Here is a 23,805-nt window from a genome sequence, read left to right on the forward strand (position 1 = left end):
TCATTTCTCGTCATCAGCAATCGATAACGGCCAACCATGCGCACCAGTCAATTTTTGCTCGCCACACAAAAAGAAACGCCTTCCGACGCGGTCGTGATCAGCCACCAGCTGATGCTGCGCGCCGGCATGATCCGCAAACTCGCCTCGGGCCTGTACACCTGGCTGCCGATGGGCTTGCGGGTAATGCGCAAGGTCGAAGCCGTCGTTCGCGAAGAAATGAACGCCGCCGGCTCTCTCGAAGTGTTGATGCCGAGCACGCAACCGGCTGAGCTGTGGCAGGAATCCGGGCGCTGGGAAGAGTACGGCCCTGAATTGCTGCGCTTCAAGGATCGCCACGGTCGCGACTTCTGCGCAGGTCCCACCCACGAAGAAGTCATCACCGATCTGATGCGCAACGAATTGAGCAGCTACAAGCAGTTGCCAATCAACCTGTACCAGATCCAGACCAAATTCCGTGACGAAATCCGCCCACGCTTCGGCTTGATGCGTGGCCGCGAATTCATCATGAAGGACGCCTACTCGTTCCACGCCGACCAGCCTTCGCTGCAGGTCACCTACGACCGCATGCACCAGGCTTACTGCAACGTGTTCACCCGTCTGGGCCTGAGGTTCCGCCCTGTTGAAGCCGACAACGGCTCCATCGGCGGCGCCGGTTCCCACGAGTTCCACGTTCTGGCCGAATCGGGCGAAGACGACATCGTCTTCAGTAACGGTTCCGACTACGCGGCGAACATCGAGAAAGCCGAGGCCGTGCCACGGGAAACCTCGCGCGCCGCTCCGAGCGAAGAACTGCGTCTGGTCGACACGCCGAATGCCAAGACCATTGCGCAACTGGTCGAAGGCTTCAACCTGCCGATCGAGAAAACCATCAAGACCCTCGTGGTGCACGCTGAAGAGAAAGGCAAGCTGATTGCCCTGATCATCCGTGGCGACCATGAGCTGAACGAAATCAAGGCGGCCAACCAGCCAGGCGTTGCCAGCCCGCTGGTCATGGCCTCGGAAAGCGAACTGCGCGACGCCATTGGCGCCGGTGCCGGTTCCCTGGGTCCGTTGAACCTGCAGCTGCCGATCATCATCGACCGTTCGGTCGAACTGATGAGCGACTTCGGCATCGGCGCCAACATCGACGACAAACACTACTTCGGCGTGAACTGGGAGCGCGACCTGCCTGTTCCGACCGTTGCCGACCTGCGCAACGTTGTGGCCGGCGACCCGAGCCCGGACGGCAAAGGCACCCTGGAAATCAAGCGCGGCATCGAAGTCGGGCACATCTTCCAGCTGGGCAACAAGTACAGCAAAGCGATGAAGTGCGAAGTGCTGGGCGAAAACGGCAAGCCGGTCACCCTGGAAATGGGCTGCTACGGCATCGGCGTGTCCCGCGTGGTAGCGGCGGCCATCGAGCAGAACAACGACGAAAACGGGATCATCTGGAGCGACACTCTCGCGCCGTTCCAGATTGCCCTGGTACCGCTGCGCTACGAAACCGAACAGGTTCGTGAAGCCACCGACAAGCTGTACGCGGAACTCACCGCTGCCGGCTTTGAAGTGCTGCTCGACGACCGTGACAAGAAAACCAGCCCAGGCATCAAGTTCGCGGACATGGAGCTGATCGGCATTCCACACCGGATCGTGGTCAGCGACCGCGGCCTGGCCGAAGGCAACCTGGAATACAAGAGCCGTACCGAGGCCGACGCACAAGCGCTGCCGGTCGCCGACGTACTGTCCTTCCTTCAGGCTCGCATCCGCCGCTGATACCAGATATAGAGGCGTCATGTTCAAGCGAAACACCTTAGGCCTCGGTGGTGCCGCCTTGTGCGGCACCCTGCTGGTCAGTGGCTGTGCCAACCACATGTCACAACGCAGCGAGCAAGAGGAACGGGTCGAGCGCAAATTGCTCGATCACAGCCTGCAGATCGATGTCGGTGAGCCCAAGGTGCTTGAGCTGCCGCAACGGCGGGTGAAAATTCACGAGCAGAAGACTTTCGAAGTCACCGAGTACGAAGTCACGCGTCACTACGACCGCTATACGCCGTACCAACCCTGGCGGGAGATTTACGAAATCCCGCTGGGCGCGGTGGCCGTGGTGGCGGGTGTCGGTGCCAACGTGGTCAATGTGTTCGCCCTCGGCAATCTGCCGGACAGCATGACCAAGGATTGGCTGAGCTACGGTTTCGCCGGGCTCAACCCGTTCATGAACGTGCAGTCCCACGGTCGCGCGCAGCAGAACCTGGCCGGCATTGATGAAGTCCAGCGCGACAAGCGTACGGAATACTCAAGCCTGCCCTGGAGCGAGCGCCCGGTCGAGGTCAAGGCCGGCAAGGAAACCTTCGAGCTGACCACCGACAAAAACGGCGTGTTACGCCTGAATCTGCTGGACAACCCGTTCGCCGAACATGACATCAACCATCTGAGCCGCTTGCTGATCCGTGTTGAGGATGCCCAGGGCAACGTGCACAACGATTCCACCCTGGTCATCAGCAGCAACTTGCGCAGCAAGCTCTATGAGGCCCACGGGTTGATTTATGACGATCTCGAAGGTGACGAAGTCAGCCAATGGGTCCACCGGGTCAAACGCCTGTCGGAGCTGGGTCTTGAAGAGGAAGCCAGTGAGCTGGAACAGAGCCTGATCGAACTGACGCGCAATGATCCAGAATTGCAGAGCGAGTTCCTGAAGTCGCTGGCCCGCAATGGCGAGCGACTGGTGGCGAATCCGGGGCTGAACTAAACCCCAAAAAAGATCGCAGCCTGCGGCAGCTCCTACAACAGATCGCGTTCTTCTTTAGGAGCTGCCGCAGGCTGCGATCTTTTGTGTTTCAGAATTTACCGCTCAAACAACTCCATCTGCTCGAACCCGCCCCGCAAGTCCTCCAGCCGCACGCCGACGCCCAACAACCGCACCGGTTTACCGCCGCGATTGAAAGCCTGGGTCAACATCAACTGATAACTCCCCAGATCCCGCCCTGCCCCGGCCTGCTCCAATGTAGTCTGGGTGAAGTCGTGGAACTTCACTTTGACGAATGGCTTGCCCGGACGATAGCTGCTGTCAATTCGCGCCATGCGGCCAACCAGGGTCTCCAGCAGCTCGGGCAATTTATCCAGGCAACTCTTCAGATCTGGCAGATCGACGTCGTAGGTATTTTCAACACTGATCGACTGACGGCGACTGTCGTTATGTACCACGCGGTCATCGATCCCACGGGCCAGGCTCCAAAGTCGCTCGCCAAAGCTGCCGAATTCACGCACCAGCGCCAACTTGTCCCACTCGCGCAATTGCAGGCAATCGGTAATCCCCAGCTTGCCGAGTTTGTCGGCGGTGACTTTTCCGACCCCGTGCAATTTGCTCACTGGCAAGCCACTGACAAAATCCTCGACCTGGTCCGGAGTGATGACGAACAGGCCATTGGGCTTTTTCCAGTCACTGGCGATCTTGGCCAGAAACTTGTTCGGCGCCACACCCGCCGACACGGTGATATGCAACTGGTTGGAGACCCGGCGCCGGATGTCCTGGGCGATGCGCGTTGCGCTACCACCGAAATGCGCACTGTCCGACACATCGAGGTACGCCTCATCGAGCGAGAGCGGCTCGATGATCTCGGTGTAATCGCGAAAGATCGTGTGGATTTCCCTGGACGCTTCTCTATAGGCGTCCATGCGTGGCTTGACGATGGTCAGGTCCGGGCACAGCTTCAAGGCATGCCCGGAGGACATCGCCGAACGCACCCCGTACGCTCGCGCCTCATAATTGCAGGTGGCGATCACCCCGCGCCGGTCCGCCGCCCCACCTACCGCCAGTGGTTTACCGGCGAGGCGTGGGTCGTCGCGCATTTCGATGGCTGCATAGAAGCAGTCACAATCGACGTGGATGATCTTGCGTTGAGTCATAGCAAAGCCGTGTTCATGGCAAAGAAAAGGCGTCATGGCATGCCGGACAAACAGTATCTCACTGACACCTGTATATAGCACCAGTAKTCTGAATGTTCTTTTCCAATCGTAGGAAGATTCGATTGTGAATTTATTTTCTCAATCGAAAAATTACTTTCAATAGACGCGCAGGCCTTGCCCTGCCTGCCTCACAGACCGATCGACCTCCCCTTTTGAACGCTAACCGATTGAACGGGAAGAGATTTTATCGGAATTGGAGGTTGACACCCGAGCGCATCTCTATAGAATGAGCCACACAGACGCGGGATGGAGCAGTCTGGTAGCTCGTCGGGCTCATAACCCGAAGGTCGTCGGTTCAAATCCGGCTCCCGCAACCAAACATCAAAAAAGGCTACTCGAAAGAGTGGCCTTTTTTGTGCGCGCTCGTTTTGTAGCGCCGAACGCCGAAACAAGGCCTGGATACTCAATGACACCGAAACCGGAAATCGTTCTGATTCCGAAACTTAGGCCATCGCCGCGACCGTTTGCCGCGATTCAACGTTTATTTGACCTGATTCAGGATTAACGGTTGACACCCCGGCGTATCTCTATAGAATGCCGCCACACAGACGCGGGATGGAGCAGTCTGGTAGCTCGTCGGGCTCATAACCCGAAGGTCGTCGGTTCAAATCCGGCTCCCGCAACCAAACATCAAAAAAGGCTACTCGAAAGAGTGGCCTTTTTTGTATCTGTTGAAAAAGTCCTTTCGCAACAATGACCTGTCACTGTGAAGCAAGCCGTTTGGGGGGCACCCATGCGCCGGGTTCAGACTATGCTCTATTGCAGGCTGAAGCCTTCACGACTGATGACGCGCCGTCCCCGTTGCCCGGTGATAGGCGTTAATATTTGTGATTATTTTTTTCTGCAGGGATTGGTAACTTGGCTGGATACCCCCATCCTGTCGCGCACAATCCAAGAGGTGATTGATGCGCGCCAACTCGTCTGATTCACAAGACACTGTCACAGCGACACAACCGATCAAGGCTGAGCGCCTGCGCCTGCTCGATCGATTGAGCAAATACCGTCAACCCATTGGTCTGGCGGTCACCCTGCTGTTGTTCGCGATCGCGCTGATTGCCTGTCGCCATCTGTTGAGCGAACTCGACCTTTACGCGCTGCACGACTCGATCCTCGAAGTTCCAAAACCTGCCTTGATGGGCGCACTGGCCGCAACGGTGGCGGGTTTCATCATTCTGCTCGGCTACGAATGGTCGGCCAGTCGCTATGCCGGGGTGAGCCTGGCACCGCGCACGTTGGCGCTAGGCGGTTTCACGGCCTTTGCCATCGGCAACGCCATCGGTCTTTCAATGCTGTCGGGCGGTTCGGTTCGCTATCGCCTCTATGCCCGTCATGGCCTGGGAGCGGCTGAAGTCGCCCACATGACGCTGTTCGCCAGCCTCTCGCTGGGTTGCGCCCTGCCGCCGCTGGCCGCCCTGGCGACGCTCAGCGACCTGCCAGCGGCATCCACCGCCCTGGGTCTCTCCGAGACGTTGCTGGGCGTGGTGGCGAGCGCCGTGCTCGTACTGTTTTCGGTGCTGGCCATTGGTATCTACCGTCGTCGGCTGCCGGAACAGCCTTACCCGGACAACCTGCTGGTCAAGGTCGGYCGCCGCACCTTGCGTCTGCCCGGGCGTCGCCTGACGTTCCTGCAATTGGTCATCACTGCCCTGGACGTAGCGGCGGCCGCGACCGTGCTCTATCTGCTGCTGCCAGAAGCACCGCCCTTTGGTGCCTTCCTCTTGGTTTACCTGCTGGCGCTGGCCRCCGGCGTGCTCAGCCATGTGCCGGGCGGTGTCGGGGTGTTCGAAGCCATTTTGCTGGCGGCGTTTTCCGACACCCTCGGTGCTGCGCCACTGGCGGCCGCCCTGCTGCTCTATCGCTTGATCTACGTGGTCCTGCCCTTACTGGTGGCCTGCCTGCTGTTGCTGATCAACGAAGGTCAGCGCCTGTTCCAGACACGCCAGACGTTGCGCGCGGCCTCAGGCCTGGCGGCTCCGATACTGGCGGTGCTGGTATTCCTGTCCGGTGTTGTCCTGCTCTTTTCCGGTGCCACCCCGGAAATCGACACCCGCCTGGAACACATCGGGTTTCTGATCCCCCATCGACTGGTCGATGCTTCGCACTTTGGCGCCAGCCTGGTCGGCGTTCTTTGCCTGTTACTGGCCCAGGGGCTGCGTCGCCGGCTCTCGGCCGCGTGGATGCTGACCACCATTCTGTTGCTGGTCGGCGCCCTGCTCTCACTGCTCAAAGGCTTCGACTGGGAGGAAGCCAGCCTGATGGTGCTGACGGCGAGCCTGCTCGGGGTATTCCGCCGCTCGTTCTATCGCCCCAGCCGCCTGACCGAAGTACCGTTCTCGCCGCTGTACCTGGTGGCCAGCCTGTGCGTGCTCGGTGCGTCGATCTGGTTGCTGCTGTTCGCCTATCAGGACGTTCCGTACAGCCACCAGCTCTGGTGGCAGTTCACCCTCGACGCCGATGCCCCCCGCGGCCTGCGTTCGCTGCTCGGTGCCGCAGTGCTGCTGGTGGTGGTGTCGCTGACCTGGCTGCTGCGCACCGCGCGTCCGGTCATTCACCTGCCGACGCCCGACGAACTGGAGCGCGCCAGCAAGATCCTCATGGCATCGGCCCAACCGGATGGCGGCCTGGCCCTGACCGGTGACAAGGCGCTGCTGTTTCACCCCAACGACGAGGCGTTCCTGATGTACGCCCGCCGTGGCCGCAGCCTGGTGGCGTTGTATGACCCGATCGGCCCGGGCCAGCAACGGGCGGAAATGATCTGGCAGTTCCGCGATCTGTGCGACATCCACCATGCCCGTCCCGTGTTCTATCAAGTGCGCGCAGAGAACCTGCCGTACTACATGGACATCGGCCTGACCGCGATCAAGCTCGGCGAAGAAGCCCGGGTCGACCTCAAGCGTTTTGATCTCGAAGCCAAGGGCAAAGAGATGAAAGACCTGCGCTACACCTGGAACCGAGGCACCCGTGACGGCCTGTCCCTGGAAATCCATGAGCCGGGCCACGCGCCGATGGATGAGCTCAAGGTGATTTCCGACGCCTGGCTGACCGGCAAGAACGTCCGGGAGAAAGGCTTTTCGCTGGGCCGCTTCAGCGATGACTACCTCAAGTATTTCCGCATCGCGGTGATACGCTTCGAAGGACGCCCGGTGGCGTTCGCCAACCTGCTCGAGACCTACGGCCATGACCTGGCCAGCCTCGACCTGATGCGCGCGCACCCGGATGCCCCGAAGCTGACCATGGAGTTCATGATGGTCGGCCTGATTCAACATTATAAAAACCATGGGTACGCGCGTTTCAGCCTGGGCATGGTGCCGTTGTCGGGGTTGCAACCCCGTCGCGGCGCGCCATTGACCCAGCGCCTGGGCTCGATGGTATTCCGCCGTGGTGAGCAGCTGTACAACTTCCAGGGCTTGCGCCGCTTCAAAGACAAGTTCCAGCCTGATTGGGAACCCCGTTATATGGCCGTGCCCGCCGGACTCGATCCGCTGGTTGCGCTGGCCGACACTGCTGCCCTGATCGCGGGTGGCTTGACCGGATTGGTGAAACGCTGATGATTCAACGCTCCTTGCGGTATGTATTGGGCACACTGGTGATTGTGGCCCTGGTTCTCGGTGGCGGTTACTGGTACCTGAAACGCCCGGCACCGGAACCGACCCTCGAATTGCTGACCCCGGCCGATGGTGCGGCGATGACCCGTGTCATCCCCGGTACCACGCCACGCGCCCAGGTACTGGTGGCTGTCAACGAAGACCAGAAACTCAGCGACAAGCAATTGATGACCCTCAGCCGCAGTGGCGCGGCGCAGATTGTCCAGGTGATCCTGCCCAAGGACTGCCTGCTGCAAAGCCGAGCCCTGCAATCGGGCCTGAGAGAACTGAAAGGCCCGGCGACCCTGGTCAGCGGCATCGGCCCGGGCGCCGTGCTGGCCTGGCGCTGGTTGTCCGAGCAGAAGAACGACAAGGCCCAGGCCGTCTCGGTGGACCTGGCCCTGGAAAAGCCCGGCTGTACGCACCTGCTACCGAAAAGCGCGGCCCACGGCCACTGGCTGGTGGCATGGAACGACAACCCGGACGACACCAGCGCCGGCTTCGTGCGCGACCAGGTCAATGCCGAAACCAGCATCAGCGACTACGACATCAACCTGCCACAAGTGCTGAACAACGAGTTGCGCAAGATCCTCGTCGGTGGTGACAAGGCCGCTGGCGGCCTGCAGATCCCGGTGGTCGAAGTGCCGGCAGGCCAGGCCAGGGACACCGTGACCCTGTTCCTGTCCGGTGACGGCGGCTGGCGCGATCTCGACCGCGACGTGGCGGGCGAGATGGCCAAGATCGGCTACCCGGTGGTCGGTATCGACACCCTGCGCTACTACTGGCAGCACAAGAGCCCGGAGCAAAGTGCGCTGGACCTGGCCGAACTGATGCAACACTACCGGCAGAAATGGGGCACCAAGCGCTTCATCCTGACCGGTTACTCGTTCGGCGCCGATGTCCTGCCAGCGATCTACAATCGTCTGGCCGAGTCGGAGCAGCAACGCGTCGACGCGATCATCCTCCTGGCCTTCGCCCGTACCGGCAGCTTCGAAATCGAAGTCGAAGGCTGGCTCGGCAACGCCGGCAAGGAAGCCGCCACCGGCCCGGAAATGGCCAAGCTGCCAGCCGCCAAAGTGGTGTGCATCTACGGTGAAGAGGAAACCGACGAAAGCGGCTGCACCGACAAGACTGCGGTGGGCGAAGCCATCAAGCTGCCTGGCGGCCATCACTTCGACGAGAACTACCCGGCGCTGGCCAAGCGTCTGGTGGATGTGATCGAGAAGCGGCAGGTGAAGGAAACGGCTGCTACAGAGTGATCTGACAGCCTGCAAAAAGCCCCCGCAGCCTTACGGTTGCGGGGGCTTTTTCATTCCAGCAGGCACCACACACCCCCTGTGGGAGCGAGCTTGCTCGCGATAGCGGTGGATCAGGAATTGCCGTTGGCGTTCTGCAACATAAACGCAAACAACCCTTCGCGCCAACGGGCCATGCCTTCGAGCTTGGAGGCGATGACCGTCTCGCGGCTGAGGAAGTAGGTGGTACGCATCGGGCTGAAATTCAGTTCATCGAGGTGGCACAGTTTCAGCGCCTGCGGTACGTCCGGCTCATCGATGAATCCGAAATGCAGGATTACGCGGAAGAAACCTTCGCCGTAGGAATCGACCTCGAAGCGCCGTTGTAGTGGCACCCGAGGGATGTCTTCGTACACCACCGTCAGCAACACCACTTGCTCGTGCAACACCTGGTTATGCAGCAGGTTGTGCAACAACGCGTGGGGCACGGCATCCGCCCGCGCTGTCAGGAACACGGCGGTGCCCTGAACTCGATGGGGCGGTTGTACGGCAATGCTGCTGATGAAGATCGGCAGCGGCAATCCACCCTCATCGATGCGCTCGACCAACAACTGCTTGCCGCGCTTCCAGGTAGTCATCAACACAAACAGCACAATACCGGCGATCACCGGGAAAGCCCCGCCCTGGACGATTTTCGGCACGTTGGCGGCAAAGTACAGGCCGTCCACCAGCAGGAAACCGAGCAGCACGGGAACGGCGAGAAGCGGTGGCCATTTCCACAACAGCAATATCACGGCCGACACCAGGATGGTGGTCATCAGCATGGTCCCGGTCACCGCCACACCGTAGGCCGAGGCCAGGGCACCGGAGGATTCGAAACCCAGCACCAGCAGCACCACACCGACCATCAGCGCCCAGTTCACCGCGCCGATGTAGATCTGACCCTGTTCGGCGCTGGAGGTGTGCCGGATGTGCATGCGCGGAATGTAACCGAGCTGGATCGCCTGACGGGTCAAGGAGAACGCGCCGGAAATCACCGCTTGCGAGGCAATCACCGTGGCCAGGGTCGACAGGCCGACCAGCGGGATCAATGCCCAGCTCGGTGCCAGCAGGTAGAACGGGTTACGGGCAGCTTCCGGGTCGCCGAGCAGTAAGGCGCCCTGACCGAAGTAGTTCAGCACCAGCGCCGGCAGCACCAGGATGAACCACGCACGGGCAATCGGCTTGCGACCGAAGTGGCCCATGTCCGCGTACAGCGCTTCGGCACCGGTCAATGCCAGTACTACAGCGCCGAGAATTGTCACGCCCATGCCCGGGTGGTCGATGAAGAAGCGCACGCCCCACACCGGATTCATTGCCTGCAATACTTCCGGGTGTTGAAGGATGCCGTAGACGCCCAACGCGCCCAACACCAAAAACCAGGCGACCATGATCGGCCCGAACAGAATGCCGATCCGTGCCGTGCCGTGACGCTGGATCAGAAACAGCGCGACCAGCACTACCAGCGACAGCGGCACGACCCAATGGTCGATGCCTTCGAAGGCCAGCCCCAGGCCTTCAATCGCCGACAGCACGGAGATCGCCGGGGTAATCATGCTGTCGCCATAAAACAACGCCGCGCCGATCAGCCCGCAGACCACCAGCAACATGCGCAATTTCGCGTGCCCCGCCGCCGCCCGCCGGGCCAGTGCGGTCAAGGCCATGATCCCGCCTTCGCCCTGGTTGTCGGCGCGCAGCACGAACATCATGTACTTGATCGACACAACCCAGATCAGCGACCAGAAGATCAGCGCCAGGATCCCCAGCACCCCGTCATGGTTGACCGGCACGCCATAGCCTCCGGAAAACACTTCTTTGAGGGTGTACAACGGACTGGTGCCGATATCGCCATAAACCACCCCGACTGCCGCGACCAGCATCCCGATCGGCTTCACCGCCGAATGCTCGGCGCCCGCAGTCTGACTACTTGCCTGACCCATCCACCACTCCTACTACCCAGACTCGGGCTTCTTTGAAAGAAGCACTATGCTTTGTCGTGCAGCATGCGCTGTTTTACTTCACGTTACAGACGTTTTGTTGACTGTAAAAAATCAGTAAAGCGTAACGGCGCGAAGCATAGCGCAGCACTCGTCGTATTTCCCTGCATAAAGCTGGTCAAGTGAACGACTCATCGCTAGAATTGCGCACTTTTTGATCAGAGGCGCAGTTCAAGCGCCCGTCCGTCGGTTTTGCCCTGCCCGGCAAGCGGCGTCACAAAATACCGAGGTTAGACATGTCCACCACTCCTGCGCCGGCCAATCCAAAGGTTGGCTTCGTATCCCTGGGTTGCCCCAAAGCACTGGTCGACTCCGAGCGCATCCTTACCCAGCTGCGCATGGAAGGCTATGACGTCGTGTCCACCTACCAGGACGCCGACGTCGTAGTGGTCAACACCTGCGGCTTCATCGATTCGGCCAAGGCCGAGTCCCTGGAAGTGATCGGCGAAGCCATCAAGGAAAACGGCAAGGTCATCGTGACCGGCTGCATGGGCGTCGAAGAAGGCAACATTCGCAACGTACATCCGAGCGTGCTGGCCGTGACCGGTCCGCAGCAGTACGAGCAAGTGGTCAACGCGGTGCACGAAGTCGTGCCGCCACGCCAGGACCACAACCCGCTGATCGACCTGGTGCCGCCGCAAGGCATCAAGCTGACCCCGCGCCACTACGCCTACCTGAAAATTTCCGAAGGCTGCAACCACAGCTGCAGCTTCTGCATCATCCCGTCGATGCGCGGCAAACTGGTCAGCCGTCCGGTCGGTGACGTGCTCGACGAGGCCCAGCGCCTGGTCAAGTCCGGTGTCAAAGAGCTGTTGGTGATCTCGCAAGACACCAGCGCCTATGGCGTCGACGTGAAATACCGCACCGGTTTCTGGAACGGCGCGCCGGTGAAAACCCGCATGACCGAACTCTGCGAAGCCCTGAGCACCCTCGGCGTCTGGGTTCGCCTGCACTACGTTTACCCGTACCCGCACGTTGACGAGCTGATCCCGCTGATGGCCGCCGGCAAGATCCTGCCGTACCTGGACATCCCGTTCCAGCACGCCAGCCCGAAAGTGCTGAAGTCGATGAAACGCCCGGCTTTCGAAGACAAGACCCTGGCACGGATCAAGAACTGGCGCGAAATCTGCCCGGACCTGATCATCCGTTCGACCTTCATCGTTGGCTTCCCGGGCGAAACCGAAGAAGACTTCCAGTACCTGCTGAACTGGCTGACTGAAGCCCAGCTCGACCGCGTCGGCTGCTTCCAGTACTCGCCGGTAGAAGGTGCACCGGCCAATGACCTGGACCTGGAAGTCGTCCCGGACGACGTCAAGCAGGACCGCTGGGAGCGCTTCATGGCGCACCAGCAGGCCATCAGCTCGGCGCGCCTGCAAATGCGCATCGGCCGTGAAATCGAAGTGCTGGTCGATGAAGTCGACGAGCAAGGCGCGGTCGGCCGCTGCTTCTTCGATGCTCCGGAAATCGATGGTAACGTATTCATCGACAACGGCAGCAACCTCAAGCCGGGCGACAAGGTCTGGTGCAAAGTGACCGACGCCGACGAATACGACCTGTGGGCTGAACAGATCTAAACGCAAAAAATACGCAAAGCCCCGCTCTCTTGACGAGATGCGGGGCTTTTTTACGGCTATCGTTTGAGATTGAACGGACTCACATCACTCACGCATCAGGGGCAGACAGGCATGCGTCAGCATTCGGTCATCCACACGCCGAAACTCGGCGACTACGAAGAATTGACCCGGGTCTGGGAGGCCTCGGTACGCGCTACCCACGACTTTCTGCCGGACAGCTACATCAAACTGCTGAGAAACCTGGTGCTGACCCGCTACCTCGACGCGGTGATGCTGATCTGCACCAAGGATTCGAACCAACGCATCACCGGGTTCGCCGGCGTCGCGGCCGGCAAGATCGAAATGCTCTTCATCGACCCCGACCATCGCGGCCAGGGCCTGGGCAAGAAATTGTTGCGCTATGCCCTGGAACACCTGAATGCCGACGAACTGGACGTCAACGAACAGAACCCGCAAGCCCTGGGCTTTTACTTCAAGCAGGGCTTCGAGGTCATCGGTCGCTCGGAAGTCGATGGCATGGGCCAGCCGTATCCATTGCTGCACATGCGTATGCGCCAAAATCAGCAACACTCCCAACATGGCTGACACAACACGGAACAACTGTAGGAGCTGGCTTGTCGGGTCGCCGCATCGCAGCGAAGACGTCGGCACATCCAGCATTGTTTTCACAGACACACTGCTCGCTGGCAAGCCAGCGCCTACAAAAAGCTCTACGGTGTAAATGGAACCGGGATTAACCGGCGCCAGGCAGGTACAATGCCTCCCCCCTTTTTGTTACGGCCCTGACATGACTGACCCGATTCGTCTCTCCAAACGCCTCATCGAACTCGTCGGCTGCTCCCGTCGGGAGGCTGAGCTGTTCATCGAGGGCGGCTGGGTCACCGTCGACGGCGAGGTCATCGACGAGCCGCAATTCAAGGTCGACACCCAGAAAGTCGAGCTTGATCCAGAAGCCAAGGCCACCGCGCCGGAACCGGTGACCCTGCTGCTCAATGTGCCCGCCGGCATGGACGCAGACACCGCCATGGCCACCCTCGGCGCCGAGACCTTGAGCGAAGAACACCGCTACGGCAAGCGACCGTTGCGAGGGCACTTCCTGCGCCTGACCGCCAGCACCGACCTGCAGGCCAACGCCAGCGGTCTGCTGGTGTTCACCCAGGACTGGAAAATCCTGCGCAAGCTCACCGCTGACTCCAGCAAGATCGAGCAAGAGTATGTGGTCGAGGTTGAAGGCGAGATGGTGGCTCACGGCCTCAACCGTTTGAACCACGGCCTGACCCACAAGGGCAAGGAGCTGCCGGCGGTCAAGGCCAGCTGGCAGAACGAAAACCGCCTGCGCTTTGCCATGAAGAACCCGCAACCGGGCATCATCGCCCAGCTGTGCCAGGCCGTCGGCCTGAAAGTCGTCGCCATCCGCCGCATCCGCATCGGCGGCGTGTCCATCGGCAAAGTGCCCGTGGGGCAATGGCGCTACTTGTCCGGCAAAGAGAAGTTCTAAGGCTCCCCGCGCCGCCACACCTTTCGGCGCTGCTGTTTTCGGCGGCGCCCATAGCTGAATTATCAGGACTGCACACATGATTCATAACGACGTACTGCGCAGCGTGCGCTACATGCTCGACATCAGCGACAAGAAAGTCATCGAGATCATCAAGCTCGGCGGCCTGAACGTGACCCTGCCGGACCTGCTGACCTACCTCGACAAAAAAGAAGAAGACGAGGAAGGCTTCGTACGCTGCCCGGACGAAGTCATGGCGCATTTCCTCGACGGTCTGGTGATCTTCAAGCGTGGCAAGGACGAAAGCCGTCCGCCGCAGCCGATCGAAGTGCCGGTGACCAACAACATCATCCTGAAAAAGCTGCGGGTGGCGTTCGAGCTGAAAGAGGACGACATGCACGCGATCCTCAAGGCCGCCGAGTTCCCGGTGTCCAAGCCTGAACTGAGCGCGTTGTTCCGCAAGTTCGGCCACACCAACTATCGCCCGTGCGGCGACCAGTTGCTGCGCAATTTCCTCAAGGGCCTGACCCTGCGCGTTCGCCTGTAGGAGCTGGCTTGCCAGCGAAGGTCGCAAACGATAACGCGTACTGACTGTATGAACGCGGTGTTCCCTCATCCTTCGCTGGCTAGTCGGAACGCCACATCGCAGTTCCCGCATGGCGCTATGCCCGCTCATTCCGCGCAAAAATAGTGGCTCCGCTGACCGCGGCTGACGACCAGGGTGTAAAGACCTCAGCTCTCAGGATTCGCCATGCATCCCTACTTTTCCCTGCAAGGCCGCACTGCTCTGATGACCGGTGGCACCCGCGGCACCGGTAAAATGATCGCCAAGGCCTATCTCGAGGCGGGCGCCTGGGCGAGCAGATCACTCATCTGGACATTCTGGTGAACAATGCCAGCACCACCTGGGGCGCACTGCTGGAGAGCTACCCTATCAAGGGGTAGCGGCGCTGGCGATCAGTTTGGCGAGTACTGCCGGGGTCTACATGACCGGGAATATCATTCCCCTGGATGGCGGATTCAGCCTTTAAAAGATCGCAGCCTGCGGCAGCTCCTACGCCGAACGAATTCCTCTGTAGGAGCTGCCGCAGGCTGCGATCTTTTGATCTTTGCGGCATCATGCCCTATCTAAATCCACCTCGACCTCAAACCATGACCTACAGCGTTTCCCCCATCGGCTTCGTGCGCTCCTGCTTCAAGGAGAAGTTCGCCATTCCGCGCCAGCCGCAACTGGCCCCGGCCGCCCGTGGCGTGCTGGAACTGGTGGCACCGTTCGATCAAGGGGACGCTGTACAGGGCCTGGAGCAGGTCAGCCATGTATGGCTGTTGTTCCTGTTCCACCAGGCCCTGGAAGAAAAGCCTCGCTTGAAGGTCCGCCCTCCTCGCCTCGGCGGCAACAAATCCATGGGCGTGTTCGCTACCCGCGCCACCCACCGTCCCAATGGCATCGGGCAGTCAGTGGTGAAACTGGACAAGGTCGAAGCCAACCGCTTGTGGATCTCGGGCATCGATCTGCTGGATGGCACGCCGATTCTCGATATCAAACCCTACGTGCCCTACGCCGACATCATCGACACAGCCACCAACAGCATCGCCAGCGCCGCGCCGCAGCTGATCCCCATACAGTGGACGGATACAGCGCTGAAACAGGCTCACGAGCATGCTCAGCGCCTGGAAGAGCCTTTGGTTGAGCTGATCGAGCAATGCCTGGCGCAAGATCCGCGCCCGGCCTATCAAACGCCGGCACCCGCGCGGGAATACGGCGCGCAGTTCTGGGATCTGGATGTGCGCTGGCACTATCCGACACCGGAGCTGATCCGCGTCCTGGAAGTCATTCCTGCAAAGGGCTGAACGCCGGAAACGAATAAGCCCGCATGACCTTCCCAAGTCATGCGGGCTTTTCAGATGCGCTGCAAATCTACTGTAGGAGCGAGCCTGCTCGCGAAAAACCTGAGGACGCCGCTGGGTATCAAGCTTCCCGCGTTATCGTTGACCTCCATCGCGAGCAGGCTCGCTCCTACAAGTGACCTACGGTCACTTCTCGACGAACGCTCGCTCGATCAGGTAATCACCCGGCTCGCGCATCCGCGGCGAAACCTTCAGGCCGAAGCTGTTCAGCACTTCGCTGGTCTCGTCGAGCATGCTCGGGCTGCCGCACAGCATGGCGCGGTCGTCCTGCGGGTTGATCGGTGGCAGGCCGATGTCGCTGAACAGCTTGCCGCTGCGCATCAGGTCGGTCAGGCGACCTTCGTTCTCGAACGGCTCGCGGGTCACGGTCGGGTAGTAGATCAACTTGTCACGCAGTGCTTCGCCGAAGAATTCGTTCTGCGGCAGGTGCTCGGTGATGAACTCGCGGTAAGCGACTTCGTTGACGTAACGCACGCCGTGGCACAGGATCACTTTCTCGAAACGCTCGTAGGTTTCCGGGTCCTGGATAACACTCATGAACGGCGCCAGACCGGTACCGGTGCTGAGCAGGTACAAATGTTTGCCAGGCTTCAAGTCATCCAGTACCAGCGTGCCGGTAGGCTTCTTGCTGATGATGATCTCGTCGCCTTCCTTCAGATGCTGCAACTGCGAAGTCAGCGGACCATCAGGCACCTTGATGCTGAAGAACTCGAGATGCTCTTCCCAGTTCGGGCTGGCAATCGAGTAAGCGCGCATAAGCGGGCGGCCGTTGGGCTGTTGCAGGCCGATCATCACGAACTGACCGTTCTCGAAGCGCAGGCCCGGATCACGGGTGCACTTGAAGCTGAACAGAGTGTCGTTCCAGTGGTGAACACTGAGGACACGCTCGTGGTTCATGTTGCTCATGTACGTGGGACTCCTGGAGATTTGTCTGCGCGTGTTCGGCGTGCTCTGCAAAGAAAGCCAGCTCTGCGCAATTGCATCGCATTCTAAAGGCAGAGACAATATCTGTTAAATGGATTATTAAGATAAGGGTTATCGGTTATATCGATATGCGATTTACTCTCCGTCAACTTCAAGTATTCGTCGCCGTCGCCCAGCAGGAAAGCGTATCCCGTGCCGCGGGCCTGCTCAACCTCTCGCAATCGGCGGCGAGCACCTCGATCACCGAGCTGGAGCGCCAGTGCAGCTGCCAGTTGTTCGACCGCGCCGGCAAACGCCTGAGCCTCAACGCGCTCGGCAAACAACTGTTGCCGCAAGCTGTCGCCCTGCTGGACCAGGCCAAGGAAATCGAAGATCTGCTCAACGGCAAGTCCGGTTTCGGCTCGCTGGCCGTGGGCGCGACCCTGACCATCGGCAATTACCTGGCCACCCTGCTGATCGGCAGCTTCATGCAGCGCCATCCGGARAGCCAGGTGAAACTGCACGTGCAGAACACTGCCAATATCGTGCAACAAGTGGCCCACTATGAAATTGATCTGGGTCTAATCGAAGGCGACTGCAGCCACCCGGACATCGAAGTACAAAGCTGGGTCGAGGACGAACTGGTGGTGTTTTGCGCCCCTCAGCATCCGCTGGCCAAGCGCGGCACGGCCACCATGGATGAGTTGAGTCACGAAGCCTGGATCTTGCGCGAACAAGGCTCAGGCACGCGGTTGACCTTCGATCAAGCCATGCGCCATCACCGCACTTCATTAAACATTCGCCTGGAGCTCGAGCACACCGAAGCGATCAAGCGCGCGGTGGAGTCAGGTTTGGGGATTGGCTGCATTTCCAGGCTGGCTTTGCGCGACGCATTCCGCCGCGGCAGCCTGGTGCCTGTCGAGACGCCGGATCTGGATCTGGCGCGACAGTTTTATTTCATCTGGCATAAACAGAAGTATCAGACCTCGGCGATGCGCGAGTTCCTCGATCTGTGCCGCGCCTTCACCGCCGGGGTTCAGCGCAGCGACGAGATCGTGCTGCCGACGATCGCTTAGAGCAGAATTACCGCCCACACCAGGGCAATCATGCTCAATGCCACGAACTGGGCGGCACTGCCCATGTCCTTGGCATTCTTGGACAGCGGGTGCCGCTCAAGGGAAATGCGGTCGATGGCCGCTTCCACTGCCGAGTTGAGCAACTCGACGATCAACGCCAGCAGGCATACCGCGATCAACAACGCCCGTTCGACCCGGCTGACATTCAGGAAGAACGAAAGGGGAATCAGGATGACGTTGAGCAATACCAATTGCCGAAAGGCGGCTTCACCGGTGAAGGCTGCGCGCAGGCCGTCCAGCGAATAACTGGAGGCATTGAGAATACGTTTCAGACCGGTCTGGCCTTTGAAAGGTGACATAGAGTGGGCAACTTACAAAAAAGAAGTAGGAAAGCTAGATCAACCAAAGTCAAAAAAGCGTGAAGTTGCCAGCCTTTAATGGCTGGAAATTGACTCAAGTTGTTGCAAGAGCAGCGCGGCCTGGGTCCGGGTCCRCACATTCAGTTTACGGAAAATCGCGGTGACATGCGCCTTGATCGTCGCCTCGGAAACACTCAGCTCGTAGGCGATCTGCTTGTTCAGCAAGCCTTCGCAGACCATGGTCAGCACCCGGAATTGCTGCGGCGTCAGGCTGGCAAGGCCTTCGCTGGCCGCCTTGGCTTCATCCGAGACGCTGACCGCTTCGAACGCCTGCGGCGGCCAGAACACGTCGCCATCGAGAACCGCACGCACGGCTTTCTGGATCACACTCAAGTCGCTGGATTTGGGAATGAAGCCACTGGCGCCGAACTCACGAGACTTGACCATGATGGTCGGCTCTTCCTGGGCCGAAACCATGACTACTGGAATCTGCGGATACTGACCGCGCAGCAGGACCAGTCCGGAAAAACCGTAGGCTCCCGGCATATTCAGGTCCAGCAGCACCAGATCCCAATCGGATTTTTCCGTCAGGCGCACTTCCAGTTCGGCGATGCTCGCCACTTCCACCAGACGGACATCCGGGCCAAGGCTCAGGGTCAGCGCTTGGTGCAAGGCACTACGAAAAAGTGGGTGGTCATCGGCAATCAGGATTTCGTATGTGGCCATTTTTCAAATGATCCTGTTTTTCATGGGACGCCCGATGCATTCGGGCTTCGCCAGAGCAACTCAAGGTACAGCCACGGAGCCGCACCAACAAAGCACGCTCAACGCAAAAAACGACGTTGCAAACTCTGGCCGCACCCAGATCGGCGCCAAGCATGCCCAGCGAAGCCGGGGTGGTCAAGCAGCATGGCCGGTACACGTTATTGCAGTATGCGCAACAATCAGCCCATCAACGGAGTGACCGGCTGCACATAGGGCATCAACTCGGCGTGCGCCGGGGTCGAAACGTTCATGTCCAACTGATGTTTGGCGTCGAGGTAATGCTGGCTGAACACATCAAAATAGGYATCCAGCGCCGAAGCTGCGGTTACATCGCCTGCAAGGTCGAGGCACAGCGCCGCCACTTCCGCCGTGCACAGATGCTCGCTGCGAGTCGAGCGGCGCAACCGGTAGCGGGAGAGTTTCTCCGGCAGCAGGCTGAGGATCGGCAATCGATCGAAATAGGGGCTCTTGCGAAAGATCTTCCGCGCTTCGGTCCAGGTCGCATCCAACAGAATGAACAATGGACGCTTGGTGCTATCGACATCCACGCTGTTTGTCACACGCTCGGGCTCGACGTACTCACCCGGAAACACCAGGTAAGGCTGCCATTGCGGGTCGGACAACAGCGCCAGCAACTTTGGATCGACCTCGGTACGGGACCAGATGAAGGCATGGTTGTCAGTTACCACGTCGGCGATCAGCCAACCGGTGTTGCTCGGCTTGAACACTTCCTTGTTGGTCATGATCAGGCACACGCCGGAGCGGGTAGCGACCTGCGGACGCCATGCACACAGGCAGTGACTCTCGATCACCCGGCAGTCGCGGCAACGCGGCGCGCGCCAGCCGCGRGCCTGAATCGGCTTGATGCCCTCCTCCTCGCGCTGATCGCGCAAGCGGGCTACGGCATTCAAGGCAAAGCGCGCGGGGGCATGACTCATAGCGGGCAACGCCCACAGAGAAGGGAAATCGACACGAAAAACACTCGACAGGGTGAAAAGTGCCAGCAGTTTACCAGACCGCCCGGCGCAAGCCTGTACCGTCCAGCCCGCCTCCCCTATAATTCGCCGCCACTGAACGCACAGCCACGTGACGGGTCCAACCCCCATCACTGAACCAGGAGAGTTTCATGCTGCGCCTTATCGTTCCTACCGCGGCCATTTTGCTGGCGTCGTCCTTCAATGCTCAGGCTGCGTCCCTGAAAGACACGGAACTGAACAAAATGCTGCAAAACGTCGCCACCCAGAGCAGCGTCGGCACTCCACGAGCGATCAACGAAGACATACTCGATCAAGGCTACACCGTTGAAGGCAAACAGCTGATCAACCATCTGAGCGTGCAGAGCAGCCACGCCGACAAGATGCGTGCAGACCCGAAAGCGGTGTACTTCCAGTTGGGCGCTTCTGTCTGCAGAAACGAAGGGTTTCGCAAGCTGATGGCCAAGGGGGCGATCATGCGTTACGACTTCACCGAGGTGAAGACCAACCGCCCGGTCGGCTCCGCAAGCTTCCAGGAGTCGGATTGCCTGCAACCGGCCAAGAAGAAAAAGTAATCACCGGGAATTGGCGCGCCGTTGTTCATCTTCGGCGCGCAATTCCGCCAGCAGCGCCTGCAAGTAATGCGAACGGCGTTCGCCACCGCGCAAACGCCGGCAGCACTCCTCTTCGAGACTCAAATGATGGGTCTCGGCTGATGACTTCAGCAATCGATACAGTTGCGTATCGATCTCCAGAACGACTCTGGTCATGGTTTCCCGCCTCCCTGCACTTCACTCATGTTTGAGCGATAAATCCTTGAACCGCTTGTACCGTGCGCCCTGTCGTTGACGCAAAGTTGTCGTGTGACACCTGTAACTTAGTAAATCAGAGTGCCGCACATGCGACGTACGTTCAGACGAGCGGTGAAAGCACCTTGCAAATCGTCAATAAGCGGTTGCCAGGAAAGACTTTGTGGCGCAATGATCAAGACAGCGCAAATCACTGTGAAGGTCTAGATTTCAGGGTATCCACGTTCACTTTTTCAGGCTGGAAAGGGGCTGGCCGTCGCTTGTCGTGTTGTGCGAACGTTTCTTTCATCCAAGGGAAAAACAGAGCCTGTTTGGATGATCCGATACCTTTCGGGTCAAGTAGATCGCCCAGGCATGGGCCTGGGCAGACAGCGACACATGAAGTGTCGTGGCACCGACTTACGTTGTCGGGCCGAGGGTTCTGTGCAGAAGGAGAAGTTGAATGCCTTACCAACCGAATGACCTCCTGAGCCGTCATTTTGAAGAAAGCGGCCATGACCTCATCAGCAAGGTCGAAGAACAGCTCAAGCTGATTTCACCCAACAGCCCGAACACCCCGATCTACCGCGACATGATCCTGACCGTGCTGCGCATGGCCCAGGAAGACCACAACCGCTGGAATGCCAAAATCACCCTGCAAGCCCTGCGCGAACTGGAACAGGCTTTCCGCGTACTCGAACAATTCAAGGGGCGACGCAAAGTCACCGTTTTCGGCTCGGCCCGCACCCCCACCGAACATCCGCTCTACAGCATGGCCCGGGAGCTCGGCGCTGCGCTGGCGCGCTCGGACATGATGGTCATTACCGGCGCTGGTGGCGGCATCATGGCCGCCGCCCATGATGGCGCTGGCCTGACACACAGCCTGGGGTTCAACATCACGCTGCCCTTCGAACAACATGCCAACCCCACTGTCGACGGCACGACCAACCTGCTGCCCTTCCATTTCTTCTTCACCCGCAAATTGTTCTTCGTCAAGGAAGCCGACGCCCTGGTGCTGTGCCCCGGCGGCTTCGGTACGCTGGATGAGGCGCTGGAAGTGCTGACGTTGATCCAGACCGGCAAGAGTCCATTGGTGCCAGTGGTGCTACTGGACACGCCGGGCGGCAAATTCTGGCAAGGCGCACTGGACTTCATTCACCAGCAACTGGAGGAAAACCACTACATCCTGCCCACTGACATGAAGCTGGTGAAACTGGTCTACAACGTCGAAGAAGCGGTAGAGCACATCAACCAGTTCTACAGCAACTTCCACTCCAGTCGCTGGCTCAAGCATCAGTTCCTGATTCGCATGAATCACACACTCAGCGACCACGCACTCGAACACATGCAGGAGGCTTTCGCCGACCTGTGCCTGAGCGATCACTTCCATCAGCATGCTTACAGTGGTGAAGAACACAACGAAGCCGAGTTCAGCCATCTGGCGCGGCTGGTCTTCAACTTCAACGCCCGCAATCATGGTCGTCTGCGCGAACTTGTGGACTACATCAACCTGCCGGAAAACTGGGCACAATCAAAACCCCAGGTACAACAACGCACGCGGGAGCCGTCAAAGGTTTCCTGAGGCATAAAAAACGGCCCGCTATCGAAATAGCGGGCCGTTTCAGTTCAATCATCCATCCCTCGACCGCTGAACAGGCGATTGATCATTTCCATGGAGTATCCCCGATACGCCAGGAACCGGCCTTGTTTGGCTCGCTCCCGGACGTCCGTCGGCAATTGCCCGGAGAACTTGCGCCGCCAGGTATCGGCCAGTTGCTCCTGCCAGTCGATACCGCTCTCACGCAGGGCGAGTTCAATATCGGTGCGCTGCAGGCCGCGCTGGCCCAGCTCTTCACGAATGCGCAAAGGGCCATAACCGGAACGGGCGCGGTAGGAAACGAAACTTTCGAGGTAACGGGCTTCGGACAACAACCCCTCTTCTGTCAACCGGTCGAGTGCTGTTTCGATCATTTCAGGGAGGGCGCCGCGCTGACGCAGTTTACGCGTCAGCTCGACACGACCGTGCTCGCGTCGTGCGAGCAGGTCCATTGCGGTTCGCCGCACCGCGACGAGTGTATCGAGTACGGCGGTCATCGCTTCGATCAGATATCAGCGTCAGCCAGGTCGACTTCGGTCTCTTTGACCGCAGAAGCTTTGGCGTCTGCTACCGATGCAGGCGACAACAGCTTGTCACGCAGTTGCTTCTCCAGCTTTGCCGCGACTTCCGGGTTGTCTGCCAGGAACTTGGCCGAGTTGGCCTTGCCCTGACCGATCTTGGTGCCTTCATAGGCATACCAGGCACCGGACTTCTCGACGAAACCGTGCAGAACACCCAGGTCGATCATCTCACCGTTGAGGTAGATGCCCTTGCCGTAAAGAATCTGGAACTCGGCCTGACGGAACGGCGAAGCCACTTTGTTCTTCACAACCTTGACGCGGGTTTCGCTACCGACGACTTCATCACCTTCTTTCACCGCGCCAGTGCGGCGGATGTCCAGGCGAACCGATGCGTAGAACTTCAGCGCGTTACCACCGGTGGTGGTTTCCGGGCTACCGAACATCACGCCGATTTTCATACGGATCTGGTTGATGAAGATCACCAGGCAGTTGGCGTTCTTGATGTTACCGGTGATTTTACGCAGCGCCTGGGACATCAGACGGGCTTGCAGGCCCACGTGCATGTCACCCATTTCGCCTTCGATTTCAGCCTTTGGCACCAGGGCGGCCACGGAGTCGACGATGATCACGTCAACCGCGTTGGAACGCACCAGCATGTCGGTGATTTCCAGAGCCTGTTCACCGGTGTCCGGCTGGGAAACCAGCAGGTCGTCGACGTTGACGCCCAGCTTGCCGGCGTACTCAGGGTCGAGGGCGTGTTCGGCGTCGACAAATGCGCAGGTCGCGCCGGCTTTTTGAGCCTGGGCGATCACGGACAAGGTCAGCGTGGTTTTACCGGAAGATTCAGGACCGTAGATTTCAACAATACGGCCTTTTGGCAGACCGCCGATGCCGAGAGCAATGTCCAGACCCAGAGAGCCCGTGGAGATGGCCGGGATCGCCTGACGGTCCTGATCGCCCATACGCATTACGGCACCCTTGCCGAATTGACGTTCGATCTGACCCAGGGCCGCAGCCAAGGCTTTCTTCTTGTTGTCGTCCATTAAAG

The 23,805-nt window shown here is 59.5% G+C and carries 21 protein-coding genes, 2 tRNA genes and 1 pseudogene; 15 read left to right on the forward strand and 9 right to left on the reverse strand.

Going from position 1 to position 23,805, the window contains the following annotated elements; genetic code table 11:
* The first annotated feature begins 36 nt into the window (after positions 1-36).
* Together AC1DVH_RS05790 and AC1DVH_RS05795 are read left to right on the forward strand one after the other, a co-directional pair.
* Complete coding sequence (locus tag AC1DVH_RS05790) at positions 37-1,752, forward strand: proline--tRNA ligase (protein WP_477752986.1); 1,716 nt, start codon at positions 37-39, stop codon at positions 1,750-1,752.
* 19 nt (positions 1,753-1,771) lie between these two features.
* Positions 1,772-2,725 carry a hypothetical protein gene (locus AC1DVH_RS05795; RefSeq protein ID WP_477752987.1) on the forward strand — a complete coding sequence of 318 codons (954 nt, stop codon included), beginning with the start codon at positions 1,772-1,774 and terminating at the stop codon, positions 2,723-2,725.
* A gap of 95 nt (positions 2,726-2,820) precedes the next feature.
* Here the strand turns inward: AC1DVH_RS05795 and dinB are convergent, their stop codons facing one another.
* The gene (gene dinB / locus AC1DVH_RS05800; RefSeq protein WP_477752988.1) at positions 2,821-3,882 is read right to left on the reverse strand and encodes a DNA polymerase IV; all 1,062 of its coding nucleotides are present in this window, start codon (positions 3,880-3,882) and stop codon (positions 2,821-2,823) included.
* 300 nt (positions 3,883-4,182) lie between these two features.
* Here dinB and AC1DVH_RS05805 point away from each other — a divergent pair.
* The 4 genes from AC1DVH_RS05805 to AC1DVH_RS05820 all read left to right on the forward strand — a co-directional run bounded on the left by AC1DVH_RS05805 (position 4,183) and on the right by AC1DVH_RS05820 (position 8,785).
* Positions 4,183-4,259: transfer RNA gene (locus AC1DVH_RS05805), tRNA-Met, on the forward strand.
* Positions 4,260-4,491: 232 nt separating this feature from the next.
* Positions 4,492-4,568 (forward strand) — tRNA-Met (locus tag AC1DVH_RS05810).
* Between the two features lie 279 nt (positions 4,569-4,847).
* Positions 4,848-7,490 carry a bifunctional lysylphosphatidylglycerol flippase/synthetase MprF gene (gene mprF, locus AC1DVH_RS05815; protein ID WP_477752989.1) on the forward strand — a complete coding sequence of 881 codons (2,643 nt, stop codon included), beginning with the start codon at positions 4,848-4,850 and terminating at the stop codon, positions 7,488-7,490.
* The gene (locus tag AC1DVH_RS05820) at positions 7,490-8,785 is read left to right on the forward strand and encodes a virulence factor family protein (RefSeq protein WP_477752990.1); all 1,296 of its coding nucleotides are present in this window, start codon (positions 7,490-7,492) and stop codon (positions 8,783-8,785) included. Before mprF ends, AC1DVH_RS05820 begins: the two co-directional genes overlap by 1 nt.
* Positions 8,786-8,895: 110 nt before the next feature.
* Here the strand turns inward: AC1DVH_RS05820 and AC1DVH_RS05825 are convergent, their stop codons facing one another.
* Positions 8,896-10,740 (reverse strand): potassium transporter Kup, encoded by a 1,845-nt coding sequence (locus tag AC1DVH_RS05825; protein ID WP_477752991.1) that lies wholly within the window; start codon positions 10,738-10,740, stop codon positions 8,896-8,898.
* 293 nt (positions 10,741-11,033) lie between these two features.
* Here AC1DVH_RS05825 and rimO point away from each other — a divergent pair, with 293 nt between their 5' ends.
* The 6 genes and pseudogenes from rimO (at position 11,034) to tsaA (ending at position 15,717) form a co-directional block, all read left to right on the forward strand.
* Positions 11,034-12,371: a 30S ribosomal protein S12 methylthiotransferase RimO gene (gene rimO / locus AC1DVH_RS05830; RefSeq protein ID WP_008052161.1), complete on the forward strand. Its 1,338-nt coding sequence runs from the start codon at positions 11,034-11,036 to the stop codon at positions 12,369-12,371.
* Between the two features lie 111 nt (positions 12,372-12,482).
* Entirely contained in the window at positions 12,483-12,956 is a 474-nt protein-coding gene (locus AC1DVH_RS05835) for a GNAT family N-acetyltransferase (RefSeq protein ID WP_477752992.1), read from the forward strand.
* Between the two features lie 202 nt (positions 12,957-13,158).
* Complete coding sequence (locus AC1DVH_RS05840; RefSeq protein ID WP_477752993.1) at positions 13,159-13,869, forward strand: rRNA pseudouridine synthase; 711 nt, start codon at positions 13,159-13,161, stop codon at positions 13,867-13,869.
* Between the two features lie 76 nt (positions 13,870-13,945).
* Positions 13,946-14,413 carry a YehS family protein gene (locus tag AC1DVH_RS05845; protein WP_477752994.1) on the forward strand — a complete coding sequence of 156 codons (468 nt, stop codon included), beginning with the start codon at positions 13,946-13,948 and terminating at the stop codon, positions 14,411-14,413.
* A 204-nt stretch (positions 14,414-14,617) separates the two neighbouring features.
* Positions 14,618-14,808, forward strand: a pseudogene (locus AC1DVH_RS05850) (3-oxoacyl-ACP reductase); the annotation flags it as partial.
* A 210-nt stretch (positions 14,809-15,018) separates the two neighbouring features.
* On the forward strand, positions 15,019-15,717 hold the full coding sequence (gene tsaA / locus AC1DVH_RS05855; protein ID WP_477752995.1) for a tRNA (N6-threonylcarbamoyladenosine(37)-N6)-methyltransferase TrmO: 699 nt from the start codon (positions 15,019-15,021) through the stop codon (positions 15,715-15,717).
* A 183-nt stretch (positions 15,718-15,900) separates the two neighbouring features.
* Here tsaA and fpr read toward each other — a convergent pair whose 3' ends face one another.
* Positions 15,901-16,680 carry a ferredoxin-NADP reductase gene (gene fpr, locus AC1DVH_RS05860; RefSeq protein WP_003443014.1) on the reverse strand — a complete coding sequence of 260 codons (780 nt, stop codon included), beginning with the start codon at positions 16,678-16,680 and terminating at the stop codon, positions 15,901-15,903.
* 146 nt (positions 16,681-16,826) lie between these two features.
* On the opposite strand from fpr, the gene AC1DVH_RS05865 reads away from it, so the two are divergent.
* Entirely contained in the window at positions 16,827-17,753 is a 927-nt protein-coding gene (locus AC1DVH_RS05865) for a LysR family transcriptional regulator (protein WP_046041182.1), read from the forward strand.
* Here AC1DVH_RS05865 and AC1DVH_RS05870 read toward each other — a convergent pair.
* The 3 genes from AC1DVH_RS05870 to AC1DVH_RS05880 all read right to left on the reverse strand — a co-directional run bounded on the left by AC1DVH_RS05870 (position 17,750) and on the right by AC1DVH_RS05880 (position 19,815).
* Entirely contained in the window at positions 17,750-18,112 is a 363-nt protein-coding gene (locus AC1DVH_RS05870; protein WP_477752996.1) for a diacylglycerol kinase, read from the reverse strand. The genes AC1DVH_RS05865 and AC1DVH_RS05870 overlap by 4 nt on opposite strands.
* A 75-nt stretch (positions 18,113-18,187) precedes the next feature.
* Positions 18,188-18,838 (reverse strand): response regulator transcription factor ErdR, encoded by a 651-nt coding sequence (erdR, locus tag AC1DVH_RS05875; RefSeq protein ID WP_477752997.1) that lies wholly within the window; start codon positions 18,836-18,838, stop codon positions 18,188-18,190.
* A gap of 218 nt (positions 18,839-19,056) precedes the next feature.
* Positions 19,057-19,815, reverse strand: a complete 759-nt coding sequence (locus tag AC1DVH_RS05880) for a tRNA-uridine aminocarboxypropyltransferase (protein ID WP_477752998.1) — start codon at positions 19,813-19,815, stop codon at positions 19,057-19,059.
* A gap of 188 nt (positions 19,816-20,003) precedes the next feature.
* On the opposite strand from AC1DVH_RS05880, the gene AC1DVH_RS05885 reads away from it, so the two are divergent.
* On the forward strand, positions 20,004-20,426 hold the full coding sequence (locus tag AC1DVH_RS05885) for a quorum-sensing-regulated virulence factor family protein (protein ID WP_007990204.1): 423 nt from the start codon (positions 20,004-20,006) through the stop codon (positions 20,424-20,426).
* On the opposite strand, the gene AC1DVH_RS05890 is transcribed toward AC1DVH_RS05885, so the two are convergent.
* Complete coding sequence (locus tag AC1DVH_RS05890) at positions 20,427-20,621, reverse strand: hypothetical protein (protein WP_218430242.1); 195 nt, start codon at positions 20,619-20,621, stop codon at positions 20,427-20,429.
* A 481-nt stretch (positions 20,622-21,102) separates the two neighbouring features.
* Here AC1DVH_RS05890 and AC1DVH_RS05895 point away from each other — a divergent pair, with 481 nt between their 5' ends.
* Positions 21,103-22,221, forward strand: coding sequence for an LOG family protein (locus tag AC1DVH_RS05895; RefSeq protein WP_477752999.1), 1,119 nt, complete (start codon positions 21,103-21,105; stop codon positions 22,219-22,221).
* A 44-nt stretch (positions 22,222-22,265) separates the two neighbouring features.
* Here AC1DVH_RS05895 and recX read toward each other — a convergent pair whose 3' ends face one another.
* Positions 22,266-22,733 carry a recombination regulator RecX gene (gene recX / locus AC1DVH_RS05900; RefSeq protein ID WP_477753000.1) on the reverse strand — a complete coding sequence of 156 codons (468 nt, stop codon included), beginning with the start codon at positions 22,731-22,733 and terminating at the stop codon, positions 22,266-22,268.
* Between the two features lie 8 nt (positions 22,734-22,741).
* Positions 22,742-23,800, reverse strand: coding sequence for a recombinase RecA (gene recA, locus AC1DVH_RS05905; RefSeq protein ID WP_477753001.1), 1,059 nt, complete (start codon positions 23,798-23,800; stop codon positions 22,742-22,744).
* Between the last annotated feature and the right edge of the window lie 5 nt (positions 23,801-23,805).

Source organism: Pseudomonas sp. P4_C3, assembly GCF_056402075.1.

What these genes read in the sequence shown, in the direction of transcription:
- AC1DVH_RS05820 (WP_477752990.1), top strand. Translation starts at nt 7,490, where the DNA reads ATGATTCAACGCTCCTTGCGGTATGTATTGGGCACACTGGTGATTGTG.
- recX (WP_477753000.1), bottom strand. Translation starts at nt 22,733, where the DNA reads ATGACCGCCGTACTCGATACACTCGTCGCGGTGCGGCGAACCGCAATG.
- AC1DVH_RS05790 (WP_477752986.1), top strand. Translation starts at nt 37, where the DNA reads ATGCGCACCAGTCAATTTTTGCTCGCCACACAAAAAGAAACGCCTTCC.
- tsaA (WP_477752995.1), top strand. Translation starts at nt 15,019, where the DNA reads ATGACCTACAGCGTTTCCCCCATCGGCTTCGTGCGCTCCTGCTTCAAG.
- AC1DVH_RS05870 (WP_477752996.1), bottom strand. Translation starts at nt 18,112, where the DNA reads ATGTCACCTTTCAAAGGCCAGACCGGTCTGAAACGTATTCTCAATGCC.
- AC1DVH_RS05885 (WP_007990204.1), top strand. Translation starts at nt 20,004, where the DNA reads ATGCTGCGCCTTATCGTTCCTACCGCGGCCATTTTGCTGGCGTCGTCC.
- AC1DVH_RS05895 (WP_477752999.1), top strand. Translation starts at nt 21,103, where the DNA reads ATGCCTTACCAACCGAATGACCTCCTGAGCCGTCATTTTGAAGAAAGC.
- AC1DVH_RS05840 (WP_477752993.1), top strand. Translation starts at nt 13,159, where the DNA reads ATGACTGACCCGATTCGTCTCTCCAAACGCCTCATCGAACTCGTCGGC.
- AC1DVH_RS05825 (WP_477752991.1), bottom strand. Translation starts at nt 10,740, where the DNA reads ATGGGTCAGGCAAGTAGTCAGACTGCGGGCGCCGAGCATTCGGCGGTG.
- AC1DVH_RS05890 (WP_218430242.1), bottom strand. Translation starts at nt 20,621, where the DNA reads ATGACCAGAGTCGTTCTGGAGATCGATACGCAACTGTATCGATTGCTG.
- rimO (WP_008052161.1), top strand. Translation starts at nt 11,034, where the DNA reads ATGTCCACCACTCCTGCGCCGGCCAATCCAAAGGTTGGCTTCGTATCC.
- recA (WP_477753001.1), bottom strand. Translation starts at nt 23,800, where the DNA reads ATGGACGACAACAAGAAGAAAGCCTTGGCTGCGGCCCTGGGTCAGATC.
- fpr (WP_003443014.1), bottom strand. Translation starts at nt 16,680, where the DNA reads ATGAGCAACATGAACCACGAGCGTGTCCTCAGTGTTCACCACTGGAAC.
- AC1DVH_RS05795 (WP_477752987.1), top strand. Translation starts at nt 1,772, where the DNA reads ATGTTCAAGCGAAACACCTTAGGCCTCGGTGGTGCCGCCTTGTGCGGC.
- dinB (WP_477752988.1), bottom strand. Translation starts at nt 3,882, where the DNA reads ATGACTCAACGCAAGATCATCCACGTCGATTGTGACTGCTTCTATGCA.
- AC1DVH_RS05845 (WP_477752994.1), top strand. Translation starts at nt 13,946, where the DNA reads ATGATTCATAACGACGTACTGCGCAGCGTGCGCTACATGCTCGACATC.
- AC1DVH_RS05835 (WP_477752992.1), top strand. Translation starts at nt 12,483, where the DNA reads ATGCGTCAGCATTCGGTCATCCACACGCCGAAACTCGGCGACTACGAA.